The organism is Bradyrhizobium sp. CCGUVB4N, from assembly GCF_024199945.1.
GTDB lineage: Bacteria > Pseudomonadota > Alphaproteobacteria > Rhizobiales > Xanthobacteraceae > Bradyrhizobium.
This window is the reverse complement of sequence record NZ_JANADP010000001.1, coordinates 7,145,994-7,164,987: the sequence shown is the minus strand read 5'-3', so window position 1 is coordinate 7,164,987 and position 18,994 is coordinate 7,145,994. Positions and strand designations below refer to the sequence as shown.

The window sequence follows — 18,994 nt, the reverse complement described above, 5'->3', positions numbered from 1 at the left end:
GCGGATGAAAGTGGACGAGGAGCGCCTGACGCCTAGTCGTTGGCCTCGGGCGGCAGGAAGTCGACCTCATGCAGCGCCGAGATGCGCACGACCTCGGCCGGGTCGGTCAGATTGTGGAGCTGGTTGAACAGCGCCTCCAGCTTCTGCATCGGCGAGACCCAGAACAACGCGCGGCACGGCTTGTCGGACTTGTTGAAATAGCCGTGCGGAATGCCGCGTGGCATGCGCACGAGATCACCGGCATGGGCCTTGACCCATTTGCCGTCGAGCTTGAGATCGAGGGTCCCTTCCTGCACCAGGATGAACTCGTCCTGGGTCGGATGGATGTGCACCGGCACGAACTGGCCGGGGTCGCTGTTGGTCTCGAATGCGAAAGTGGACTCGGTGACGGCCTTGGGGAAATAGACCTGACCCAGGATGTTCCAGGTCTTGCCGCCATAGCCCGTACCGTTTGCGGTAATGCCCTTTTCGAGTGCAGTCATGCTCGCCTCCTGTTGGATTCCGGCCAGGATGGAGCTTCGGCCACGCCCGGGCGGCTGTCTATCCGCTAAACGAATCCGTCGCGGCTGTTGCCATGCAGCACGACGATTCTGCGACGCGGCCCTTTTCGCGTCCGCGGAACTATTATAGGCTTAAAGCAATTCCGTGACGCGAAGCGTGGTCGATGATGTCCGCAGCCGTGCAGGAAATGAGCACGACAACGCCCGTAGCCGAACGGCTGGCGGGCTTCGCTCGCGTCACCACCGATGATGTCGACGAGGCGGCCGAGCAGATCGGGCGCATCTTCTGTCCGCACGATCTCAAGCCGGCGCAGGCCCGCGCTTCCGGATTTTCGGCGCGGCACAATTGCGCGGCGTTCGACGGCTTTTCCATCAACTACGTTGCCTATGGTGGGACTGTCAGCATCGATCCGGGGTGCCTCGACCGCTTCTTCCTGGTCCAGATCCCGCTCACGGGCACCGCCCACATTTGTGCGGGGGCCGGTGGCTTCGACGCCGCGCCGGACCGGACGGCGTCGCTGCTGTCGCCGACGGTCCCGACCCGGATGACGTGGCGCGACTGTGCGCAAGCGATTTTGCTGCTGGACCGTCGCATGGTTGAGCAGCGCGCCGCGGCGCTGTCGGGCAGGGCGGCCGGCGCGGTCGAGTTCGATCCCGTGATCGACCTGAACGCGCCGTCCGGCCGCCAGCTGCAAACGAGCCTTGCCGAGCTGATGAGGCTCGCCGAGCGGCTCGGACGGTCTGGCCGGCTTTCCCCAGTTGCGATGGCTGATTGGCGTGAGGTGCTGCTCGATCGCCTCCTCAATGGCCAGCGGCATGGCCTGTCGGATGCGATCAGGACGTTCTCGGGACAGGCCGAGCGCCTGCCGCGCGCACTCCGCGCCGCACGGGACCATCTTGCGGAAAATGCCGGCGAGCCGCTCGATCTCGCGCAGCTGGCGGCCGCGTCCGGCATCGGCATCCGCGCGCTCCAGCTCGGCTTCCGCCGTCATTTCGGTGTGTCGATCTCGGAGATGCTGCTCGATATGCGTCTTGCCGGTCTTCATGCGAGGCTCGCGCAGGCTTCGCCGGATGTTTCCATCACCGACATCGCTTTCGATCTCGGCTTCACGCATCTCGGCCGCATGGCCGGAGCGTACCGCGAAAAATTCGGCGAGACGCCGTCGGCAACGCTGCGACGGCGGATGAGCTAGCGAGCGGCGCCGGCAAGGTTCATTTTCGCGATCGCGTCGCGCTCTCGTCGGTCTCCTGCTTGCGCAAGAACCCTTCGACCTCGGCCTGCACCGAATAGGGCGTCGGGATCGGGTCGCCTGCCGCATCGACGGCGGTATCGAGCGAGCGGCGCAGCATGCGGGCGAGCTCGGCCTTGCGGTAGGGTTTTGTCAGAAGCGGCGCACCCATGGTGGCCTGTCCCAGCCCATGCGGGGAGTCGTGGGCATAACCCGACGTGAACAGCACCCGCAAGGAGGGGCGCGCAGCCACCATCTCGTCGGCGAGCTCCCGTCCATTCAAGGCGCCGGCCATCACGATATCGGTGAAGAGCAGATCGAAGGACGTACCCTCCGCCGCGATGGCGAGGGCGTCGGCTGCGTTGGTGGCCGGAATGACCTTGTAGCCGAGGCTTTCGAGCTGGACCGTGACGTAGTGACGGACATCGCGGTCGTCCTCGACGCACAGGATGGTCTCCGTCCCGCCCACGATCTTGCGCTCGTCATAGCCGGTCGGGCGAAGCACGCTTGTCTCGGCCTTCGGCAGGTAGATCGTGAATGTCGTGCCGCCGCCTTCTTCCGATCTGACCTTGATGCCGCCGCCCGACTGCTTGACGAAGCCGAACACCATGCTGAGCCCGAGGCCCGTGCCCTTGCCGACCTCCTTGGTCGAGAAGAACGGATCGAAGATGCGTTCGAGGATCGCCTGCGGAATGCCTGTGCCGGTGTCGGCAATCTGGATCTCGACATAGTCGCCGGCATAGCCGGCGCCGACCGCGACGGCCTCGCGCACGCCGAACACCACGTTGCGCGTCGTCAGCGTCAGCCTGCCGCCTTCAGGCATTGCGTCGCGGGCGTTGATCGCGAGGTTGAGCAGCGCCGAGGAGAGCTGCCCGCGGTCGGCGAAGGCGAGCCAGATGGTGCCGTCGAGCCTCTTCACGATCTCGATCTTCTTGTCGAAGGTCGCCAGCATCAGCTTGGCGAGCTCTTCGAGCAGGTCGTTGACGTCGATATCGGCCGGCTGCAGCGCCTGCTTGCGCGCAAAGGACAGCAGGCTCGAGGTCAGTGCGGCACCGCGATCGGCTGCCTCGCTGATCAGCTTGGTGATGGTGGCGAGCGGCGGGTTGTCCTTCACGGCATCGGCGAGGATCTCGATCGTGCCCGTGATCACCGTGAGCATGTTGTTGAATTCATGGGCGATGCCGCCGGTGAGCTGGCCGACCGCTTCCATCTTCTGCGCCTGGATCAGCTGTTCCTCGGCGGCGCGCTTCTGGGTGATGTCCTTGACGAAATTATTGATGACGGTGCGTCCGCCGAGCTGGAGCGTGGTGCTCGACGCCTCGATCAGGATCTCGTCGCCTTCCCGGTGCAGCAGGGTCGCCTCGAACCGGATGCCGATCGGCGTATGCGAGAGCTCCGGCAGAAGGCGCATCATGCGTTGCCTGAAACCGTCGCGGAGCGGCTCGGCGATGAGGAGATTGACGACGTCAGTGCCGAGCGCCTCCTCGCGCGTCCATCCGGTCAGCGCCTCGGCCTGAATGCTCCATTCCAGGATGATCCCGTTCGCGTCGGTCTGGACGAAAGCATCCAGCGCAGTCTTGATGACGGCCTGGGTCATCTGCGCGCTCGACTGCGCCTGCTCGGCCAGTTGTGCGGCCATGCGCTTGTCCTGAGCCGTCTCGATCGTGCGCGTGCAGAGCCGGGCGATCAGCAGCGCGACGGCGCCGCTTGCGAGCAGGGCAAGGATCTCCGCAACGCCGAACCCCGGGCCGGCCACGGCATAAGAGACGAGGAGAGCCGCGGCGGTCACGACTACCTGCGCGGCCATCGCGAGTGTCAGAAGCCCCCTGAGTTTCATGGTCTTACCAACGACGTCCACCGCGGACCCTCGCGTCCGCCCTGTCAAATGAGTCCGGCTCCATGTGAGCTACAGACTCCCTGCGGCGGCGTCGAGGGCAATTTCCGTCAGTATCGGGGCGAGCCGTTGCTTTGTGTCAACTTGCCGGCGAATCGGTCTGGCGCAGCGTCGTGACCCAGATCACACGTGCGGCCTGCTGGGTCGGGTTGTCGAACATGTGCGGCACGATGCTCGGAAAACGAAAGCTGTCGCCGGCCTCGAGCACATGGGCCTGGTTGTCGAGCCACAGCCGCAGGCTGCCGGAGAGGATGTAGCCGGCCTTCTCGCCGGTGTGCTGCAGGAAATCAGTACCGGACGAGGCGCCGGGATTGAGCGTGAGCTCGTAGAGCTCGAGCTGACCCTTGCCTTCCGGCGTCAGCGCCTCCTTGACGACGCCGCTGGCGGTGAGCCGCAGCAGGCGCCGGTTGTTCTTGCGTACGATGTAGCGCTGCACGTCGGCGGCGGGATCGCTGGTCTCGAAGAAATAGGAGATCGGCACCTCGAGCGCGATGCTGAGCAGGCGCAGCGTGCGGATCGACGGCATGGCGCGTGCTCGTTCGAGCTGGCTGATCATGCCGTTGGAGAGGCCGGTCTTGTTGGCGACGTCCTGGATCGATAGGCCGGCGCGCTGGCGCAGCAGCCGCACGGTCTCGCCGAGCCTCTGGTCGACCGCATCGTCGGCCTCGATCGTCGGGGCGTCTTTCGGACCGTTGGTGTCGCCGCGACCATCCATGTCGCTCTCCCGTGCATGACCTTGCCGCCGGAATGGCCGGCGGTGTGAAAAGGTCGCGCATCCTAGCAATGCGATTGACAGCTGTATTTAGTCATGATGAACTTTTGATCGAAAAATTTAGAAGCACTAAAGCCCACTCCTGTCCCTTTGCCGGGTCTCGGGGCGCGGGAGAGGTGCCGCGTGCGGGAACGGAGACTGGTCATGGCAGACAGCACCGGCAAGTTCGGCGTTGGCGGACTGCATCATCTCGGCATTCCAAATCGCCGACAGTTTTTTCAACTCGGCGCCGGCGCCGCGGCGGGATGGACGCTTGCAGGTCGCGCCTTTGCGCAGACCGAGCGTCCGGGCAATCCGCCGGACAAGCCGCGCGGGCAGGTGATCGCGGCGCTGTCGCAGGAGCCGACCGTCTTTCATCCGCTGATGCCCGGCATCGAAGTCGACCAGGGCGTCTGGTGGCAGGTGTTCTCGCCGCTCTGGTTCATCGATCCCGACGGCAAGTTCGTGCCCGATCTCGCGCGCGAAGTCCCGACGGTCGAGAATGGTGGCCTTTCGGCCGACGGCCTGACCTGGAAGATCAAGCTGCGCAAGGACGTGAAGTGGCACGACGGCACGGCCTTCACGGCGGACGACGTCAAGTTCTCGCTCGAGCTGATCAACAATCCCGACTTCCGTGTCCGCAACCGCGTCGGCCACAGCCTGGTCAAGGACATCACGATCGTCGCGCCCGACGAGATCCACTGGCGAATGGAGGCTCCCTATTCGCCCTACATGTCGATCCTGTCGCTGACCTTCATCGTGCCCAAGCACATTCTGGAGAAGGTGTCGGATCCGAATTCGTCGCCGTTCCACAATGCGCCTGTCGGCACCGGACCGTTCCGCTGGGGCGAGCGCGTGCCCGGCGACCACATTCAGTTCAATGCCTATGCCGGCTATCACGGCAAGGGACCCTACGTCGAACGCGTGGTCTTCAAGTACATCCCTGATCTCACCGTCCTCTACACCCAGTTCCGTACCGGACAGGTCGATTACACCGGCCTGCAGGGCATTTTGCCGAACTTCGTGCAGGAGGCGAAGACGCTGAAGGCGCGCAAGATCTTCGTCTCGTCGACGTCCTCGGTGGAGCACATCGCGCCGAATCTGGAGTTCGGCCCCTTCGCCGACCGCGCGGTGCGCGAGGCGCTCTATCTCGCCATCAACAAGCAGGCGATCATCGATGCCTTGAACTACGGCCTGCCGATGCAGACCGAAAGCTTCGTGCCGCAGGAGGCGTGGTCGTTCCAGAAGGGCCTGCCGCAGCACAAATACGATCCGACCAAGGCGAATGCGCTGCTCGATGCAGCCGGCTGGGTGCGCGGCGCGGGCGGCGTGCGTGAGAAGGGTGGCGTCAAGCTCGAATTCACCAACTCGACGACGTCCGGCAATGCCGTGCGCGAGCAGACCCAGCAGCTCCTGATCCAGGACTGGCGCGCGATCGGCGCGAGCATGCGCGTCAACAACATGCCGGCCGCCGTGATCTGGGGCGACTTCTGGCAGCAGTCGAAGTTCAATTCGGTCATCGTCGGCGTGAATTTCATGCTGGGCAGCGACCCCGACGTGACGCCGCGGTTCGGATCGGGCGCGATCCCTGCCAAGGGCGGCCGCGGTTACAACACCTATCAATACCAGAACGCCGAGGCTGATCGTCTGCTCGCGCAAGGCGCCAAGCAATTCGATCTCGCGCAGCGCAAGACCACCTATGGTGACCTGCAAAAGCTCATCCGCAACGACCTCGCGATCCTGCCGCTGTTCCAGGGCTACATCGTCGAGGGCGTGAAGGAGGGGCTGCAGGGTTTCCGTCCCAACATCAACACCTCGATCAATTGCTGGAACATCCGCGAATGGTACTGGGCCTGATGCGTTCCATTCGCGAGATCGTCTGAGATGGTTCGCTACGTCGCCAATCGCCTGGCACAGGCGGTCATGCTGCTGGTGATCGTCTCGGCGATCGGTTTCGCCCTCTTGCATCTGGCGCCCGGCGGTCCGCTCTCGCAATTCGCCGTGTCCGCGCAGATGACGCAGGAGGATCTCGACCGCGTCACCAGGCAGCTCGGGCTCGATCGCCCGCTGCCGATCCAGTATCTCGACTGGTTCGGCCGCATGCTCAAAGGCGATTGGGGCAAGTCCTATCGCGACGGCGAGGCGGTGCTGTCGGTGATTTCGTCACATCTTGGCGCGACGCTTGAGCTGATGGTGACGGCGACCATCATCGCGGTGCTGCTCGGTTGCTGGATCGGCATGTTGGGCGCGCTGAGGCGATATTCGCTGTTCGACTCGCTCGCCACCGTTGGCGCCATGATCGCGCTGTCGATCCCGACGTTCTGGTTCGGCCTCGTCACCATCTATGTGTTTTCGGTGACGCTCGGCTGGCTGCCGGCCGGAAACCGCGCGACCGTCGGCGATGGCTCCTTCCTCGACCTGCTGCATCATCTGATCGCGCCGGCAATGGTGCTGGGGCTGGTCGAGACCGCGATGTGGAGTCGCTTCATGCGTTCCTCCATGCTTGAAGTGATCAACCAGGATTACATCCGCACCGCGCGAGCCAAGGGCATGCCGGAATGGCGGATTCTCACGGTGCACGCATTGCGCAATGCGCTGCTGCCGATGATCACGGTGGGCGGGTTGCAGTTTCCGACGCTGCTCGGCGGCGCGCTGGTGGCCGAGACCGTGTTCACCTGGCCCGGCATGGGGCGGCTGTTCCTGGATTCCATCGGCTATCGCGACTATCCCGTGGTGATGGGCATCCTGATGTTCTCTGCGGTCATGGTGCTGATCGGCTCGCTGGTTGCCGACATCCTCTATGCCGTCGTCGATCCGCGCATTCGGGTGGGCTGAAGCGATGGCGACCGCAGTCTTGTCCACCGCTCAATCCGGCCCCGGTCAGGGCGCCTGGCAACGCTTCTGCCGCCACCGGCTCGCGCTCGCGGGCGCGATCGTCATTCTCGTCCTGGTGCTCGGCTCGGCGTTCGGTCCCTATCTGCTGCCGTTCGACGACACCTATATCGATATCATGAAACGGTTTGCCCCGCCGCTCTCGGGGGCGCACATCCTCGGGACCGATGAACTCGGCCGCGACGTGTTGGCGCGGCTGATGATGGGCGCGCGCGTCTCGTTGTCGATCGGCTTCGTTGCAATGGTGATTGCGATGGCCGTCGGCATCGTCGTCGGCGCCTTCGCCGGCTTCTATGGCGGCGTCGTCGGCGCGGTGCTGATGCGGCTGGTCGACGCCGTGCTGTGCTTTCCCACCATCTTCCTGCTGCTGGCGTTGGCGGCGCTCACCGAGCCCGGTTTCGTCACGACCGCCGTGTTGATCGCGGCGACGTCATGGATGTTGGTGGCGCGCGTCGTCGAGGCGCAGGTGCGCTCGCTGAGGGAGCGCGAGTTTGCGGTGGCCGCGCTCGCCTTCGGCTCGTCGAACCTTCGGATCATGTTCCGCGAGCTCGTGCCCAACGCGGTCGCGCCGATCCTGGTGGCGGCAACGCTCAATGTCGCCCAGGCGATCCTGCTGGAATCCTATCTCAGCTATCTCGGGTACGGCATCCAGCCGCCGGCCGCGAGCCTGGGCAACATGCTCAACAATGCGCAGATCTATCTCACCAGCGCGCCGTGGCTCGCGATCGCGCCGGGCGTCGCCATCACGCTCGCCGTGACGAGCTTCAACTTCCTCGGTGACGGCCTGCGCGACGCGCTCGATCCGCGAATGAACATCTCATGACGAGCAAGCTCTCGACCGAACTGATCTCCAGGAGTGCATCATGTCCCCGCCGCTCAACCGTATAAACAGCGACGAACGCCTGCCGGCGCAGGCGGACGTCGTCGTCATCGGCGGCGGCGTCATCGGCGTCTCGGCGGCCTATCATCTGGCGAAGAAGGGTCTCTCCGTCGCTCTGGTCGAGAAAGGTCATGTCGGCGGCGAGCAGTCGAGCCGCAATTGGGGCTGGTGCCGCCAGCAGGGCCGGGCGCGTGAGGAAATTCCGCTGGCGCGCGAGGCGCTACGTCTGTGGGAGGATATGCAGAACGACGCCGGCGTCGATGCCGGCTTCCGCCGCACCGGCGTGCTGTTCCTGACGAAGAGCAAGGACGAGCTCGCGAGCTGGGAGCGCTGGGCGGCGGTCGCGCGCGAAATGCAGGTGCATTCGACCGTGCTGACCCCGGCCGAGGTCGCCGAACGCATGCCGGGCAATACCGACAAATGGGTCGGCGGGCTGCACACGCCGAGCGACGGCCGCGCCGAACCGTCGATGGCCGTGCCTGCGCTGGCGACGGCCGCGCGAAAGCACGGCGTCACGATTCATCAGGGCTGCGCCGCGCGCGGGCTGGAGACACAAGGAGGACGCGTCAGCGCCGTCGTCACCGAGAAGGGCACCATTCGCACGCAAGCGGTGCTGCTGTCGGGTGGCGCGTGGTCGTCGCTGTTCTGCCGCCGTCACGGCATCGAGTTGCCGATCGGTCTCGTCAACGCCACCGCATGCCGCACCACGCCGGCACCTGAGATCACCTCCGGTGCGCTCGGCACCGATCTCTACTGCATCCGCCGCCGTCTCGATGGTGGCTTCACGCTGGCGCTGCGCAACCGCGGCACGGTGGAGTTGTCGCCCGACCTGTTCCGCTACGCGCGCACGTTCTGGCCGACCTATCAGCATCGCAAGGGTGGGCTCAAACTGTCGTTCGGCAAGTCGTTCTTCGACCAGATCATGCGCGGCACCAGCTGGAGCTTTGACAAGCCGTCGCCGTTCGAGACCGAGCGTGTGCGCGATCCCGAGCCTGATATGTCACTGGTCACTGCGGCGCTGGCCTCGCTGATCAAGGCAAACCCGGAGCTCAAGGACATCGAGATCGCGGAGGCCTGGGGCGGGACCATCGACTGTACGCCGGACACGATTCCCGTGATCTCGCCGGTCGACGCGCTGCCCGGCTTCTTCCTCGCGACCGGCTTCTCCGGTCATGGTTTCGGCATCGGTCCTGCGGCCGGCAAGCTCGCCGCCGATATCGTGACCGGCGCGACCCCGCTGGTCGATCCCGCAGCCTACAGCCACAAGCGCATGATCGACGGCCGGCGGCTCGCGCCGGTCAGCCCATTCTGAGGGCGGCATGACGGTTCTCTACAAGGCCAACATGGCGCGCGGCGCGGAGTGGGCCCGCTTCTTCGCCGAGCGCGCGCCGGACGTGCCGTTCCGGGTCTGGCCGGATATCGGCGATCCCCAGGCGGTGCGTTATCTGGTGGCTTGGCAGCCGCCCGACAATATTGCGGCGACGTTCCCCAATCTCGAGCTGGTGTTCTCGGTCGGCGCCGGCGTCGATCAGTTCGACATCACGAAACTACCTCCGCATGTCCCGCTGGTCCGCATGATGGAACCCGGTATCACCGAGCGCATGGTCGAATATGCCTGCATGTCGGTGCTCGCGCTGCATCGTGATCTCGTGCAGTTCATCGGCCAGCAGCGCGATCAAGTCTGGCGCGAGCTCTCCGTGACGCACACGGGCGAACGGCGTGTCGGTGTGATGGGGCTCGGTCTGCTTGGCCAGGCCGTGCTCGACCGGCTCAAATCGTTCGACTTTCCGCTGCTCGGCTGGAACCGTTCGCCACGCAGCATCGCGGGCGTCACCTGTTATGCGGGTGCGGAGGCCCTGCCGGATTTCCTGGGGCAGGCCGACATCCTCGTCTGCCTGCTGCCGCTGACATCGGAGACGCGCGGCATTCTGAACGCAAATCTGTTTGCGCGTCTGCCGCGCGCGGCTGCTCAATGTCGGGCGGGGCGGCCATCTGGTCGAGGCCGACCTCGTCGCGGCGCTGGACGGCGGCGTGCTGTCGGCCGCCGTGCTCGACGTCGCCGAGCCCGAGCCGCTGCCCGCGGGCCATCCGTTCTGGAGTCATCCGCGTATTCTTCTCACGCCGCACATCGCCAGCACGACGAAGCCGGAAACCGCGGTCGACTACGTGCTCGACACCATCGCACGCCACCGCCGCGGCGAGCCCCTACCGGGGCGTATCGACCGCGATCGCGGCTACTAGGATACTTGCATGAGCATCGGCGCAAGCAGACCCGATCAGATCGTTGCCGGCGCGCTGGCGCCCGTGCTGTCGGTCTCGGGCCTGACTACGTCCTTCCTGCGCGACCAGCAATGGATCCCGGTCGTTCGCAACGTCTCCTTCGATATCGCGCCACGCGAGACCGTCGCGATCGTCGGTGAGTCCGGTTCGGGCAAGAGCGTCACCGCGCTCTCGATCATGCGGCTCATTCCAAAAGAGAGCGGCCGCATCGAAGGTCGCATCAATTTGGTCGGCCGCGATCTGCTGACGCTGCCCGAAGCTGATATGAAGGACATCCGCGGCAACGATGTCGCGATGATCTTCCAGGAGCCGATGACCAGCCTCAATCCGGTGCTCACCATCGGATTCCAGATCGCGGAAGCGCTGATCCAGCATCGCGGCCTGTCGCGTGCGGCGGCCGAGGCCGAGACCATCCGCCTGCTCGATCGTGTCCGTATCCCCGCTGCAAAATCGCGCTTCCACGAGCATCCGCATCGTTTCTCCGGTGGCATGCGCCAGCGCGTGATGATCGCGATGGCGCTGGCCTGCAAGCCAAAACTCCTGATAGCGGACGAGCCGACCACGGCGCTCGACGTCACCATCCAGGCGCAGATCCTGGAATTGCTGAAGGAGCTTCAGCAGGAGGAGGGGATGTCGATCCTCTTCATTACCCACGATATGGGCGTGGTCGCCGAGATCGCGGATCGTACCGTGGTGATGTATGGCGGACAGGCTGTCGAGACCGACGCGACGTCGCGCATCTTCGCCGCACCCTCGCATCCCTATACGCGTGCACTGCTCGCCGCCGTGCCGCGGCTCGGCTCGATGGACGGCCGGACGCGGCCGATGCGCTTTCCCATCGTCGACAAGGTCACGGGCACCTCGGACGAACCGGCGGAGACGCCCGATACGGTGTCGAGCGCGGAGCGTCCGCTGCTCGAGGTATCAAACCTCACCACGCGCTTTCCGATCCGCGCGGGTCTGTTCGGCAAGGTCTCCGGCCGCGTTCATGCCGTCGAGAACATCTCGTTCACCTTGCGCGCCGGCGAGACGCTGGCGCTGGTTGGCGAATCCGGCTGCGGCAAGTCGACGACGGGGCGATCGATCCTCAAGCTGACCGAGCCGGATGCCGGCACCGTCCTGATCGACGGCCAGGATGTGCTCGCCATGAGCGGTCGCACCTTGCGCGATTTCCGCAAGCACATGCAGATCGTGTTTCAGGATCCGTTCGCGAGCCTCAATCCACGGATGTCGGCGGGAACGGCGATCGCGGCGCCACTGCTGGCCAACGGCCTCGCCTCGGCGTCGCAGGCGCGCGACAAGGTCGCCGACCTGCTCGTGCGCGTCGGCCTCACCGCCGACATGGCCGCACGCTTCCCGCATGAATTCTCCGGCGGGCAGCGCCAGCGCATCTGTATCGCGCGTGCGCTCGCGCTCGGGCCAAAGCTGATCGTCGCGGACGAGGCGGTCTCCGCGCTCGATGTCTCGGTCAAGGCGCAGGTCGTCAATCTGATGCTCGACCTTCAGGCCAGCATGGGGCTCGCCTATCTCTTCATCTCCCACGATATCGCCGTGGTCGAGCGCATGAGCCACCGCATCGCGGTGATGTATCTCGGCGAGATCGTCGAGATAGGTCCGCGCGCTGCGGTGTTCGGCAACCCGCAGCATCCCTACACCAAGAGGCTGATGGCCGCCGTTCCCGTGCCCGACCCCGCACGCCGCGGCAGCAAGCGCGAAGTGGCCAACGACGAAATCAGAAGCCCGGTGCGTGCACCGGACTATCAACCGCCGATCCGACAATATCGCGAAGTCTCGCCCGGCCATGTCGTGCAGGCGTGGGGCGAGGAGTGGTCGGGCTGACTGCGAGCTTCGCACGTCCTCCGGAGATTGTGACTGGATGGCGGGGCAGAGAACAGTGATCTGTGAACCGCTTCATAGTTCATCCCTCACGATTTGAACTATCACTCCAGCAAGAAATTGCCGCACCCGGAGCTGGCTGACAGGCACGGGTGAGTTGCAATGCCTGCGCAGCGGCGTGCGCGCAGCCTCGGATTGGCTCTCGCCTTCGCGAGCAAGTCAGCCCCATCACTCAGCACAGATCTTTCTGACATTGGAATCAAGGGCATCGAGAACCGCGTCCCGGCAGATTCTATTCGGGTCGGCCAGTAGACTGCCAATTGCTCATAAGGAGCCCCCAATGAAGAATACCAGTGCAAGTTCGACCGCATTTTCCCTCACAAGGTACGTCAGCGGTCTCGGGATCGCCCGTTCCAGCCTGATCAAGTCTGCCCATACCCTTGAAAGAATTGGGCTGGCGGCCGTTGGAGCCTCTTGCGGTCTCTATGTGGGGGCGACCCTGTTGCGTCAGAAAGATGGGCTGTTTGAGAGCGGCTGGATCGTGCTGATAACGATGCTCTACGGAGCTCTCAGCTTTTATGTCGGAATTGACTTGTCCGGCAATCTCGCGCGGCGGCCGAAATCGAGCATCTCGGAAGAATGGAACGGCTCTGAGCCGGCTGAAATCATGAGCGCGGCCGGAACGTTCGGCGCGGCGATTGCCGCAACTCTTTCCGTAAGCATTCTTGTCCTTGATCAAAATCTACCCGACGCCCTGATAGGCTTTGTTGCGGTCTGCTGGGCGGTCGGATCTTCGCTTCAGGTTGCGGCGGGCACGATGGCTCGCAGCCATGAGGCGCCGACGAACGAGCAATGAAGCAGACGTCTCCTTGGCATTGCATGTGAGCACCAGGTGCAGTCGGTCGGCTTCAGAGCTGGAGTGAGGCGTGACTAATCATCGCAACCTCCGCTGTCAAACGCTGCGTGTCGGCGATGTTTGGTAGCGCGGCCGTTCACATCGGGTCGTGTCCCGACCGAAGCGTCATCGGTAACGAGTAACCTAATTTTCGCAGGGCAAACAAGACGTGCCATCATGGTGGCGTTGGGATATTGTCTCGCCGCGGCCGTGGTCCAAAATTCTGCTAATCGCCAGTCATAAGATGGGTGAGCCATGCAGATTGCGGAGTGGCTCGAGAAGCTGGGGCTTGGGCAATACGCGGAGCGTTTTGCCCAAAACGGGATCGACGTTGGCGTCCTCCCCGAGCTGATGGACGAAGACTTCGACAAGCTCGGAGTCCTGCTCGGTCATCGCCGCAAGATGCAACGAGCCATTGCCGACCTCGATCCGGCCGCATTGATCGCATCGCCGGCTCCTCCTCACGACGCCGAGCGGCGCCACCTCACCGTCATGTTTTGCGATCTGGTCGGCTCGACCAAGCTCTCGGCGCGCCTCGATCCCGAGGATATGTGGGAAGTGATCCGGGTCTACCGCGCCGCATGTGCGCGGGTCATTGCGGCTTATGACGGCAGCATAGCCAGGTTCGTCGGCGACGGAATACTCGTCTATTTCGGCTATCCGCGCGCCCACGAAGACGATGCGGAGCGCGCGGTGCGCGCGGGCCTCGACATTATCGCCGCAATTCGCCAGCTCGACACAGGCGCCGGCGAACGGGTGGAGCTGCGGATTGCAGTTGCGACCGGTCTCGTGGTGGTGGGCGACCTCATCAGTGGAGATGCGTCGGAGGAGCATGCGACCGTCGGCGACACGCCAAATCTCGCTGCTCGGCTTCAGAGCCTCGCGGAACCCGGGGCGGTCGTCGTTGCGTCATCGACCCGCCGGCTGCTTGGGGATCTCTTCACGTTTCGCAATCTTGGCCGCCGCGAAGTCAAGGGGATAGGCGAACCCGTCGCAGTGTGGGCGGTGGAAGGCGCGACCGCATCCGAGAGCCGTTTCGAGGCGGTCCGTGCCGCGCGCTCGATCGGCTTTGTCGGCCGCAAGGATGAGATCGAATTCATTCTCTCGCGCCAGCGAGACGCATGGCAAGGTCACGGCCAGATCGTATTGATCTCCGGCGAGGCGGGTATCGGCAAGTCGCGCATCGTCGCAACGCTGTCCGAAAGTCCCTCGTTGGGGACGCACCGTCGCGTGCGATATCAGTGTTCGCCTTATCATACCAACAGCGCGCTTCATCCCTTTGTCGCACAGCTCGAGCGCGCCGCCGGAATCCGCGCGCACGACACGCCGGAACAAAGGTTCAGCAAGCTCGAGGCCATGCTGGCGCTTGGAACCCAGCAGGTCGCCCGGGCAACACCGCTCATTGCGGCGTTGCTTTCGCTTCCGACCGGCGACCATTGCCCACCCCTCGGCTTGAGTCCGGCGCAGCAGAGGCGACAGACGTTTGCCGCCCTTCTCGATCAGCTCGAGGGGTTGGCGCGAGGTCAGCCTCTGCTGATTATCTGCGAAGATTTGCATTGGGCCGATGCCACGACCCTTGAGCTGTTCGATCTCGCGGTCGATCGGATCAGGGCACTGCCGATCCTCATGCTCATGACATCCCGGCCTGAGTTCGAGCCGTCCTGGTCGGGCCTTGCCAATGTCGGCCTGCTGCGTCTCGACCGGCTCGATCGGCAGGACACGCGCGCGCTGGTGGAACAGGTGGTTGTCGGTCGCCAGCTGCCACGCGAGATGATGAAGCAGATCATCGACAGGACGGATGGTGTCCCGCTGTTCGTCGAGGAACTGACCAAGATGGTGCTGGAGTCCGGCCTGCTGGTCGAAGATGCCGGGCGCTATCGCCTGAATAGTCCGCTCCCGCCGCTCGCAATTCCCGCTACGCTGCAGGATTCGCTGATGGCGCGGCTCGACCGGCTCGCTCCAGTCAAGGAGGTGGCGCAGATAGGTGCCGCCATCGGCCGCGATTTCTCATACGCGCTCATGAAGTATGTGGCGGGACGCGATGATCTGACGCTGAGTGCCGCGCTGGGACAACTTGAAGAAGCCGAACTGCTGCTTCGCCGTGGGGTTCCGCCCGACGCAAGCTATAGTTTCAAGCACGCCCTCGTTCAGGAGGCCGCCTACGAGAGTTTGCTCAAAAGCAAACGGCACCTGCTTCACACAAGAATTGGCGAGGTCCTGCGTGAGAAGTTTCCGGTCGTCGCCGAGATCGAGCCGGAAGTTCTGGCGCATCACTTCACCGAAGCGGGGCTGAGCGAGGTAGCCCTCGAATGGTGGCGCAAGGCGGGCCAGCAGGCGCTGAAACGCTCTGCCTATTCCGAGGCGGTCGCGCATCTCGGCAAGGCCGTCGCGACCGCCGACGAGCTGCCGGATGACCCCCGCCGGATGATGACCAGGCTGCATCTGCAGATCTCGTACGGCCGCGCACTGAGGGGCAGCCTCGGGCACAGCGCTCCCGAAACGATCGCGGCATGGACGCGTGCGCGCCGGTTCGCAGCCGACATCGATGATCCCGTTGAACTTGCGCCTGTTCATTCGGGGCTCTTCAATGCCTGCCTGACACACGGCGAATTCGCTCCGATGCGGGAGCTTGTGGACGCCATCAGGGGCGCCGCGGATCGACGGCCGGACTCGCCGGTGGCGGCCGTGGTTGCCCAATGGACGAGCGGCGTCACCTGCTGGTTCGGCGGCGACTATTTGAACGCGCGAACGCATCTTGAGCGGGCGCTGGCCATCTATGCTGCCGAACCGGATCCGGCGACATTCAGGGCTTCGACACTGGATCTGCCGTTCGTGATCATGAGATTTCTTGCCCTGGTGCTCTGGCCGCTCGGTCTCACTGCACGCGCGCGCGAGCTCGCCGCCGAAGCGGTGGGTGCGTCGGGAGAAAAACGGGCGCTTTCCCGGGCCAATGCGCTGGTTCATCGCGCTGTGTTCGACGGCGTATGCGGGGGCATGTTGCAGCAAACCGAGACGATCCTGGCGCTCGGTCTCGCGCGCGACCACACCATGCCGCTGTATGTGGCCGCGGGCACCTACCTGAACGGACTGGCCAAGTGGCGCGCCAGCGACCGAATGGCCGGACTGGCGGACATGCGTCACGGCTGGACCTTGCTGCACGAGAACGATTGCTACCTCTGCGAACCGTTCTGGGGGCTGCATGTCGCCGTGGCGAATGCGGAGATGGGCCAGGTCGAAACAGGGCTCGACATCCTGAACGAACTGATCGCCCGGACCGGACAGTCCGGCCAGCATTGGCTTGATGCCGAGCTGCATCGTGTCCGCGGAAAGCTGCTATGGCGTCAGGATTCTTCAGACGAATCCAGGGCCGAAGCCGACCTCAGGCGAGCGTTGGAAATCGCGCGACACCAGCGGACGAAGACCTTCGAGCTGCGCAGCGCGCTTGGACTTGCCCGCCTGCACAGGACAAACGGCCGAGCCGGTGCGGTCTATGAAGTGCTCGCGCCGGTGTTCGCTGAGTTCGAGGCCGAGCGCAACCTTCCTGAATTGATGGAAGCGAAAGAGCTGCTTGCGCAGGAGCGTGAGGCGCGTGCCGTTTCCGCGGCGGGTCGTCTTGGCGGCGGGGAATGATAGTCACGAATTCACGTGCACGAAATCCCGCAGCAGCGGGTAGATCTCGTTATTCCAGCGCTTGCCCGAGAAGACGCCGTAATGGCCGACACCGGCCTGCATGTGATGGACCCTGCGATAGGCGCGCACGCTGGTGCAGAGGTCTTGCGCGGCGAGCGTCTGGCCGATCGAGCAGATGTCGTCCTTTTCGCCCTCGACCGTCATCAGCCCCATGCGGCTGACGGCCTTGGTGTCGACGGGGCGGCCGCGATGCATCAGCTTGCCTTGCGGCAGCAGGTGCTCCTGGAACACGTCGCGCACGGTCTCGATGTAGAACTCGGCGGGCAAATCCATCACCGCAAAATATTCGTCGTAGAAGGTCTTGATGCTTGCCGCTTTCTCCTTCTCGCCCTTGGCGATGTGGTTGGCGAGATCCATGTGCTGCTTGATGTGGCGCTCGAGGTTCATCGAGACGAAGGCGGTGAGCTGCACGAAGCCGGGATAGACCTTCCGGAATGCGCCGCGGCACTGCACCGGGACGTAGTTGATCAGGTTCTGCTCGAACCATTCGATCGGCTTGCTCTTGGCGAAGTCGTTGACCTTGGTCGGCTGGATCCGCGTGTCGATCGGCCCGGCCATCAGCGTCAGCGTCGCCGGCCGCGACGGGTGATTGCCCTCGCACATGATCGCGGCGGCCGCGAGCGCCGACACTGACGGCTGGCATATCGCCACCATATGCGGGCGCGGACCCAGCTGTCCGAGGAAGTCGATCAGGTGTTCGGTGTAGTCGTCGAGCCCGAAGCGGCCCTCGCTGCGCGGAATGTCGCGCGGATTGTGCCAGTCGGTGATGTAGACGTCGTGGTCCTGCAGCAGCGTCTTCACGGTGCCGCGCAGGAGCGTGGCGAAATGTCCGGACATCGGCGCCACCAGCAGCATGCGCGGCTGCTCGGTCACGCCGTCCTTCTTGAAGTGCAGCAGCGAGCCGAACGGCGTCGCATAGGCGATCTCCTCGGTGACGCCGACCTCGCGATTGCCGATCATCACGCTGTCGATGCCGTAGGCCGGGCGGTGATAGGTGAGGGTGGAGCGGGAGATCAACTCCAGCGCCGCCGAGAGCCGGCCGACCACCCTGTCGGACATGCCCTGCGGCACCAGATCGAGGAATTTGAGCGCGGACGAGGCGCCCGCCCGCCACGGCGCCGTCAGGTCCATCTGGTTCTGAAAAGCCTGATAATACATCGACATCATACTGAAGCGCCCACCTCTCCGATGTTGCCATGCAATATCGGAGCCAGACGGACACTGGCCGCCCCTCAAATTGGCACGTCGCTTGCTGCTCCTTTGGCCGTAAACGTGAGGGAAGGCCCTATGGCGAAGGCGACACTGACCATCAGCAGCAAGAACTATTCGTCCTGGTCGCTGCGTGGCTGGCTGCTGACGAAGTTCTCCGGGCTCGATTTCGAGGAGATCGTCACCGCACCGGATGACGCCTCGGCGCGTGCCGAAATCCTGCTGCTGTCGTCCTCGATCCTGGTGCCCTGTCTGCGCCACGACGGCGCCACGGTCTGGGATACGCTTGCCATTGCCGAATATCTCAACGAGGTGATGCCGGACGCCGGCCTGTTGCCGGCGGATCGCGTCCAGCGCGCGCATTGCCGCTCGATCTGCGGCGAGATCCATTCGGGCTTCACCACGCTACGCGCCTCGCTGCCGGTCAATCTGAAGGGCCACTTCCCCGGCTTCAAGATCTGGTCGCGCGCGCAGGCCGACATCGACCGGGTCTGGTCGATCTGGCGCGACTGTCTGGAGAAATCCGGCGGCCCGTTCCTGTTCGGCGAGACGCGCACCATGGCGGATGCGATGTACGCGCCCGTGGTGACGCGCTTCGTCACCTATGACGTCAAGCTCGAGCCACGGTTGAAGGCCTATGCCGATACCATCATGGCGATGCCCGAGATGAGGGAATGGATCGCGGCGGCGCAGGAAGAGCCGGCCGAGATCGAGGAGCTCGAGGTCGAATATTAGGCAGGCGGCCTACGGTCCTGCCTGTTTCCGGGGCGGCGGCGGCCTGCGTCTCGCCGACCTCCATGTCTTTGCCATCGTTAACTTTTGCGGCCGGTATCTGGCGAGGGCGCATCTCGCACCGCGCAGATATTGTGCGCCCCGGCGGCGCCTTGTCGACATCTAGCCGTGAACAGCCGCGTACAGCGTCAAACGGCTGATTCGGA

The 18,994-nt window shown here is 64.4% G+C and carries 13 protein-coding genes and 1 pseudogene; 10 read left to right on the top strand and 4 right to left on the bottom strand.

Annotated elements, in window-relative coordinates:
• Nucleotides 1–32: 32 nt before the first annotated feature.
• Complete coding sequence (locus NLM31_RS33280) at nt 33–482, bottom strand: cupin domain-containing protein (protein WP_027529369.1); 450 nt, start codon at nt 480–482, stop codon at nt 33–35.
• A gap of 185 nt (nt 483–667) precedes the next feature.
• On the opposite strand from NLM31_RS33280, the gene NLM31_RS33275 reads away from it, so the two are divergent.
• Nucleotides 668–1,693, top strand: a complete 1,026-nt coding sequence (locus NLM31_RS33275) for an AraC family transcriptional regulator (RefSeq protein WP_254196315.1) — start codon at nt 668–670, stop codon at nt 1,691–1,693.
• Nucleotides 1,694–1,712: 19 nt separating this feature from the next.
• On the opposite strand, the gene NLM31_RS33270 is transcribed toward NLM31_RS33275, so the two are convergent.
• Nucleotides 1,713–3,566: an ATP-binding protein gene (locus NLM31_RS33270; RefSeq protein WP_254196314.1), complete on the bottom strand. Its 1,854-nt coding sequence runs from the start codon at nt 3,564–3,566 to the stop codon at nt 1,713–1,715.
• Nucleotides 3,567–3,702: 136 nt separating this feature from the next.
• Nucleotides 3,703–4,338, bottom strand: a complete 636-nt coding sequence (locus tag NLM31_RS33265; protein WP_254194998.1) for a cupin domain-containing protein — start codon at nt 4,336–4,338, stop codon at nt 3,703–3,705.
• 201 nt (nt 4,339–4,539) lie between these two features.
• Here NLM31_RS33265 and NLM31_RS33260 point away from each other — a divergent pair, with 201 nt between their 5' ends.
• The 8 genes and pseudogenes from NLM31_RS33260 (at nt 4,540) to NLM31_RS33225 (ending at nt 16,787) form a co-directional block, all read left to right on the top strand.
• On the top strand, nt 4,540–6,231 hold the full coding sequence (locus tag NLM31_RS33260) for a peptide ABC transporter substrate-binding protein (RefSeq protein WP_254133503.1): 1,692 nt from the start codon (nt 4,540–4,542) through the stop codon (nt 6,229–6,231).
• 27 nt (nt 6,232–6,258) lie between these two features.
• Nucleotides 6,259–7,209, top strand: coding sequence for an ABC transporter permease (locus tag NLM31_RS33255; protein WP_254133502.1), 951 nt, complete (start codon nt 6,259–6,261; stop codon nt 7,207–7,209).
• Between the two features lie 4 nt (nt 7,210–7,213).
• Nucleotides 7,214–8,089: an ABC transporter permease gene (locus NLM31_RS33250; protein WP_254133501.1), complete on the top strand. Its 876-nt coding sequence runs from the start codon at nt 7,214–7,216 to the stop codon at nt 8,087–8,089.
• Nucleotides 8,090–8,129: 40 nt separating this feature from the next.
• Complete coding sequence (locus NLM31_RS33245; RefSeq protein WP_254133500.1) at nt 8,130–9,458, top strand: FAD-binding oxidoreductase; 1,329 nt, start codon at nt 8,130–8,132, stop codon at nt 9,456–9,458.
• Between the two features lie 7 nt (nt 9,459–9,465).
• Nucleotides 9,466–10,387 (top strand): annotated as a pseudogene (locus NLM31_RS33240) (2-hydroxyacid dehydrogenase).
• A gap of 9 nt (nt 10,388–10,396) precedes the next feature.
• Nucleotides 10,397–12,265, top strand: a complete 1,869-nt coding sequence (locus tag NLM31_RS33235) for an ABC transporter ATP-binding protein (protein ID WP_254133498.1) — start codon at nt 10,397–10,399, stop codon at nt 12,263–12,265.
• A gap of 337 nt (nt 12,266–12,602) precedes the next feature.
• Complete coding sequence (locus NLM31_RS33230; protein ID WP_254194997.1) at nt 12,603–13,118, top strand: hypothetical protein; 516 nt, start codon at nt 12,603–12,605, stop codon at nt 13,116–13,118.
• 294 nt (nt 13,119–13,412) lie between these two features.
• Entirely contained in the window at nt 13,413–16,787 is a 3,375-nt protein-coding gene (locus tag NLM31_RS33225) for an adenylate/guanylate cyclase domain-containing protein (RefSeq protein WP_254194996.1), read from the top strand.
• A 3-nt stretch (nt 16,788–16,790) separates the two neighbouring features.
• Here NLM31_RS33225 and NLM31_RS33220 read toward each other — a convergent pair whose 3' ends face one another.
• Entirely contained in the window at nt 16,791–18,014 is a 1,224-nt protein-coding gene (locus tag NLM31_RS33220) for a polyhydroxyalkanoate depolymerase (RefSeq protein ID WP_254133495.1), read from the bottom strand.
• A 120-nt stretch (nt 18,015–18,134) separates the two neighbouring features.
• Between NLM31_RS33220 and NLM31_RS33215 the strand changes: the two genes are divergently transcribed.
• The gene (locus NLM31_RS33215) at nt 18,135–18,791 is read left to right on the top strand and encodes a glutathione S-transferase family protein (RefSeq protein ID WP_254133494.1); all 657 of its coding nucleotides are present in this window, start codon (nt 18,135–18,137) and stop codon (nt 18,789–18,791) included.
• Nucleotides 18,792–18,994: the final 203 nt, after the last annotated feature.

Excerpts from the sequence above, each read along its gene's own strand:
- NLM31_RS33250 (WP_254133501.1), top strand. The coding sequence starts at position 7,214 with ATGGCGACCGCAGTCTTGTCCACCGCTCAATCCGGCCCCGGTCAGGGC.
- NLM31_RS33270 (WP_254196314.1), bottom strand. The coding sequence starts at position 3,566 with ATGAAACTCAGGGGGCTTCTGACACTCGCGATGGCCGCGCAGGTAGTC.
- NLM31_RS33255 (WP_254133502.1), top strand. The coding sequence starts at position 6,259 with ATGGTTCGCTACGTCGCCAATCGCCTGGCACAGGCGGTCATGCTGCTG.
- NLM31_RS33265 (WP_254194998.1), bottom strand. The coding sequence starts at position 4,338 with ATGGATGGTCGCGGCGACACCAACGGTCCGAAAGACGCCCCGACGATC.
- NLM31_RS33260 (WP_254133503.1), top strand. The coding sequence starts at position 4,540 with ATGGCAGACAGCACCGGCAAGTTCGGCGTTGGCGGACTGCATCATCTC.
- NLM31_RS33275 (WP_254196315.1), top strand. The coding sequence starts at position 668 with ATGTCCGCAGCCGTGCAGGAAATGAGCACGACAACGCCCGTAGCCGAA.
- NLM31_RS33225 (WP_254194996.1), top strand. The coding sequence starts at position 13,413 with ATGCAGATTGCGGAGTGGCTCGAGAAGCTGGGGCTTGGGCAATACGCG.
- NLM31_RS33220 (WP_254133495.1), bottom strand. The coding sequence starts at position 18,014 with ATGATGTCGATGTATTATCAGGCTTTTCAGAACCAGATGGACCTGACG.
- NLM31_RS33280 (WP_027529369.1), bottom strand. The coding sequence starts at position 482 with ATGACTGCACTCGAAAAGGGCATTACCGCAAACGGTACGGGCTATGGC.
- NLM31_RS33245 (WP_254133500.1), top strand. The coding sequence starts at position 8,130 with ATGTCCCCGCCGCTCAACCGTATAAACAGCGACGAACGCCTGCCGGCG.
- NLM31_RS33235 (WP_254133498.1), top strand. The coding sequence starts at position 10,397 with ATGAGCATCGGCGCAAGCAGACCCGATCAGATCGTTGCCGGCGCGCTG.
- NLM31_RS33230 (WP_254194997.1), top strand. The coding sequence starts at position 12,603 with ATGAAGAATACCAGTGCAAGTTCGACCGCATTTTCCCTCACAAGGTAC.
- NLM31_RS33215 (WP_254133494.1), top strand. The coding sequence starts at position 18,135 with ATGGCGAAGGCGACACTGACCATCAGCAGCAAGAACTATTCGTCCTGG.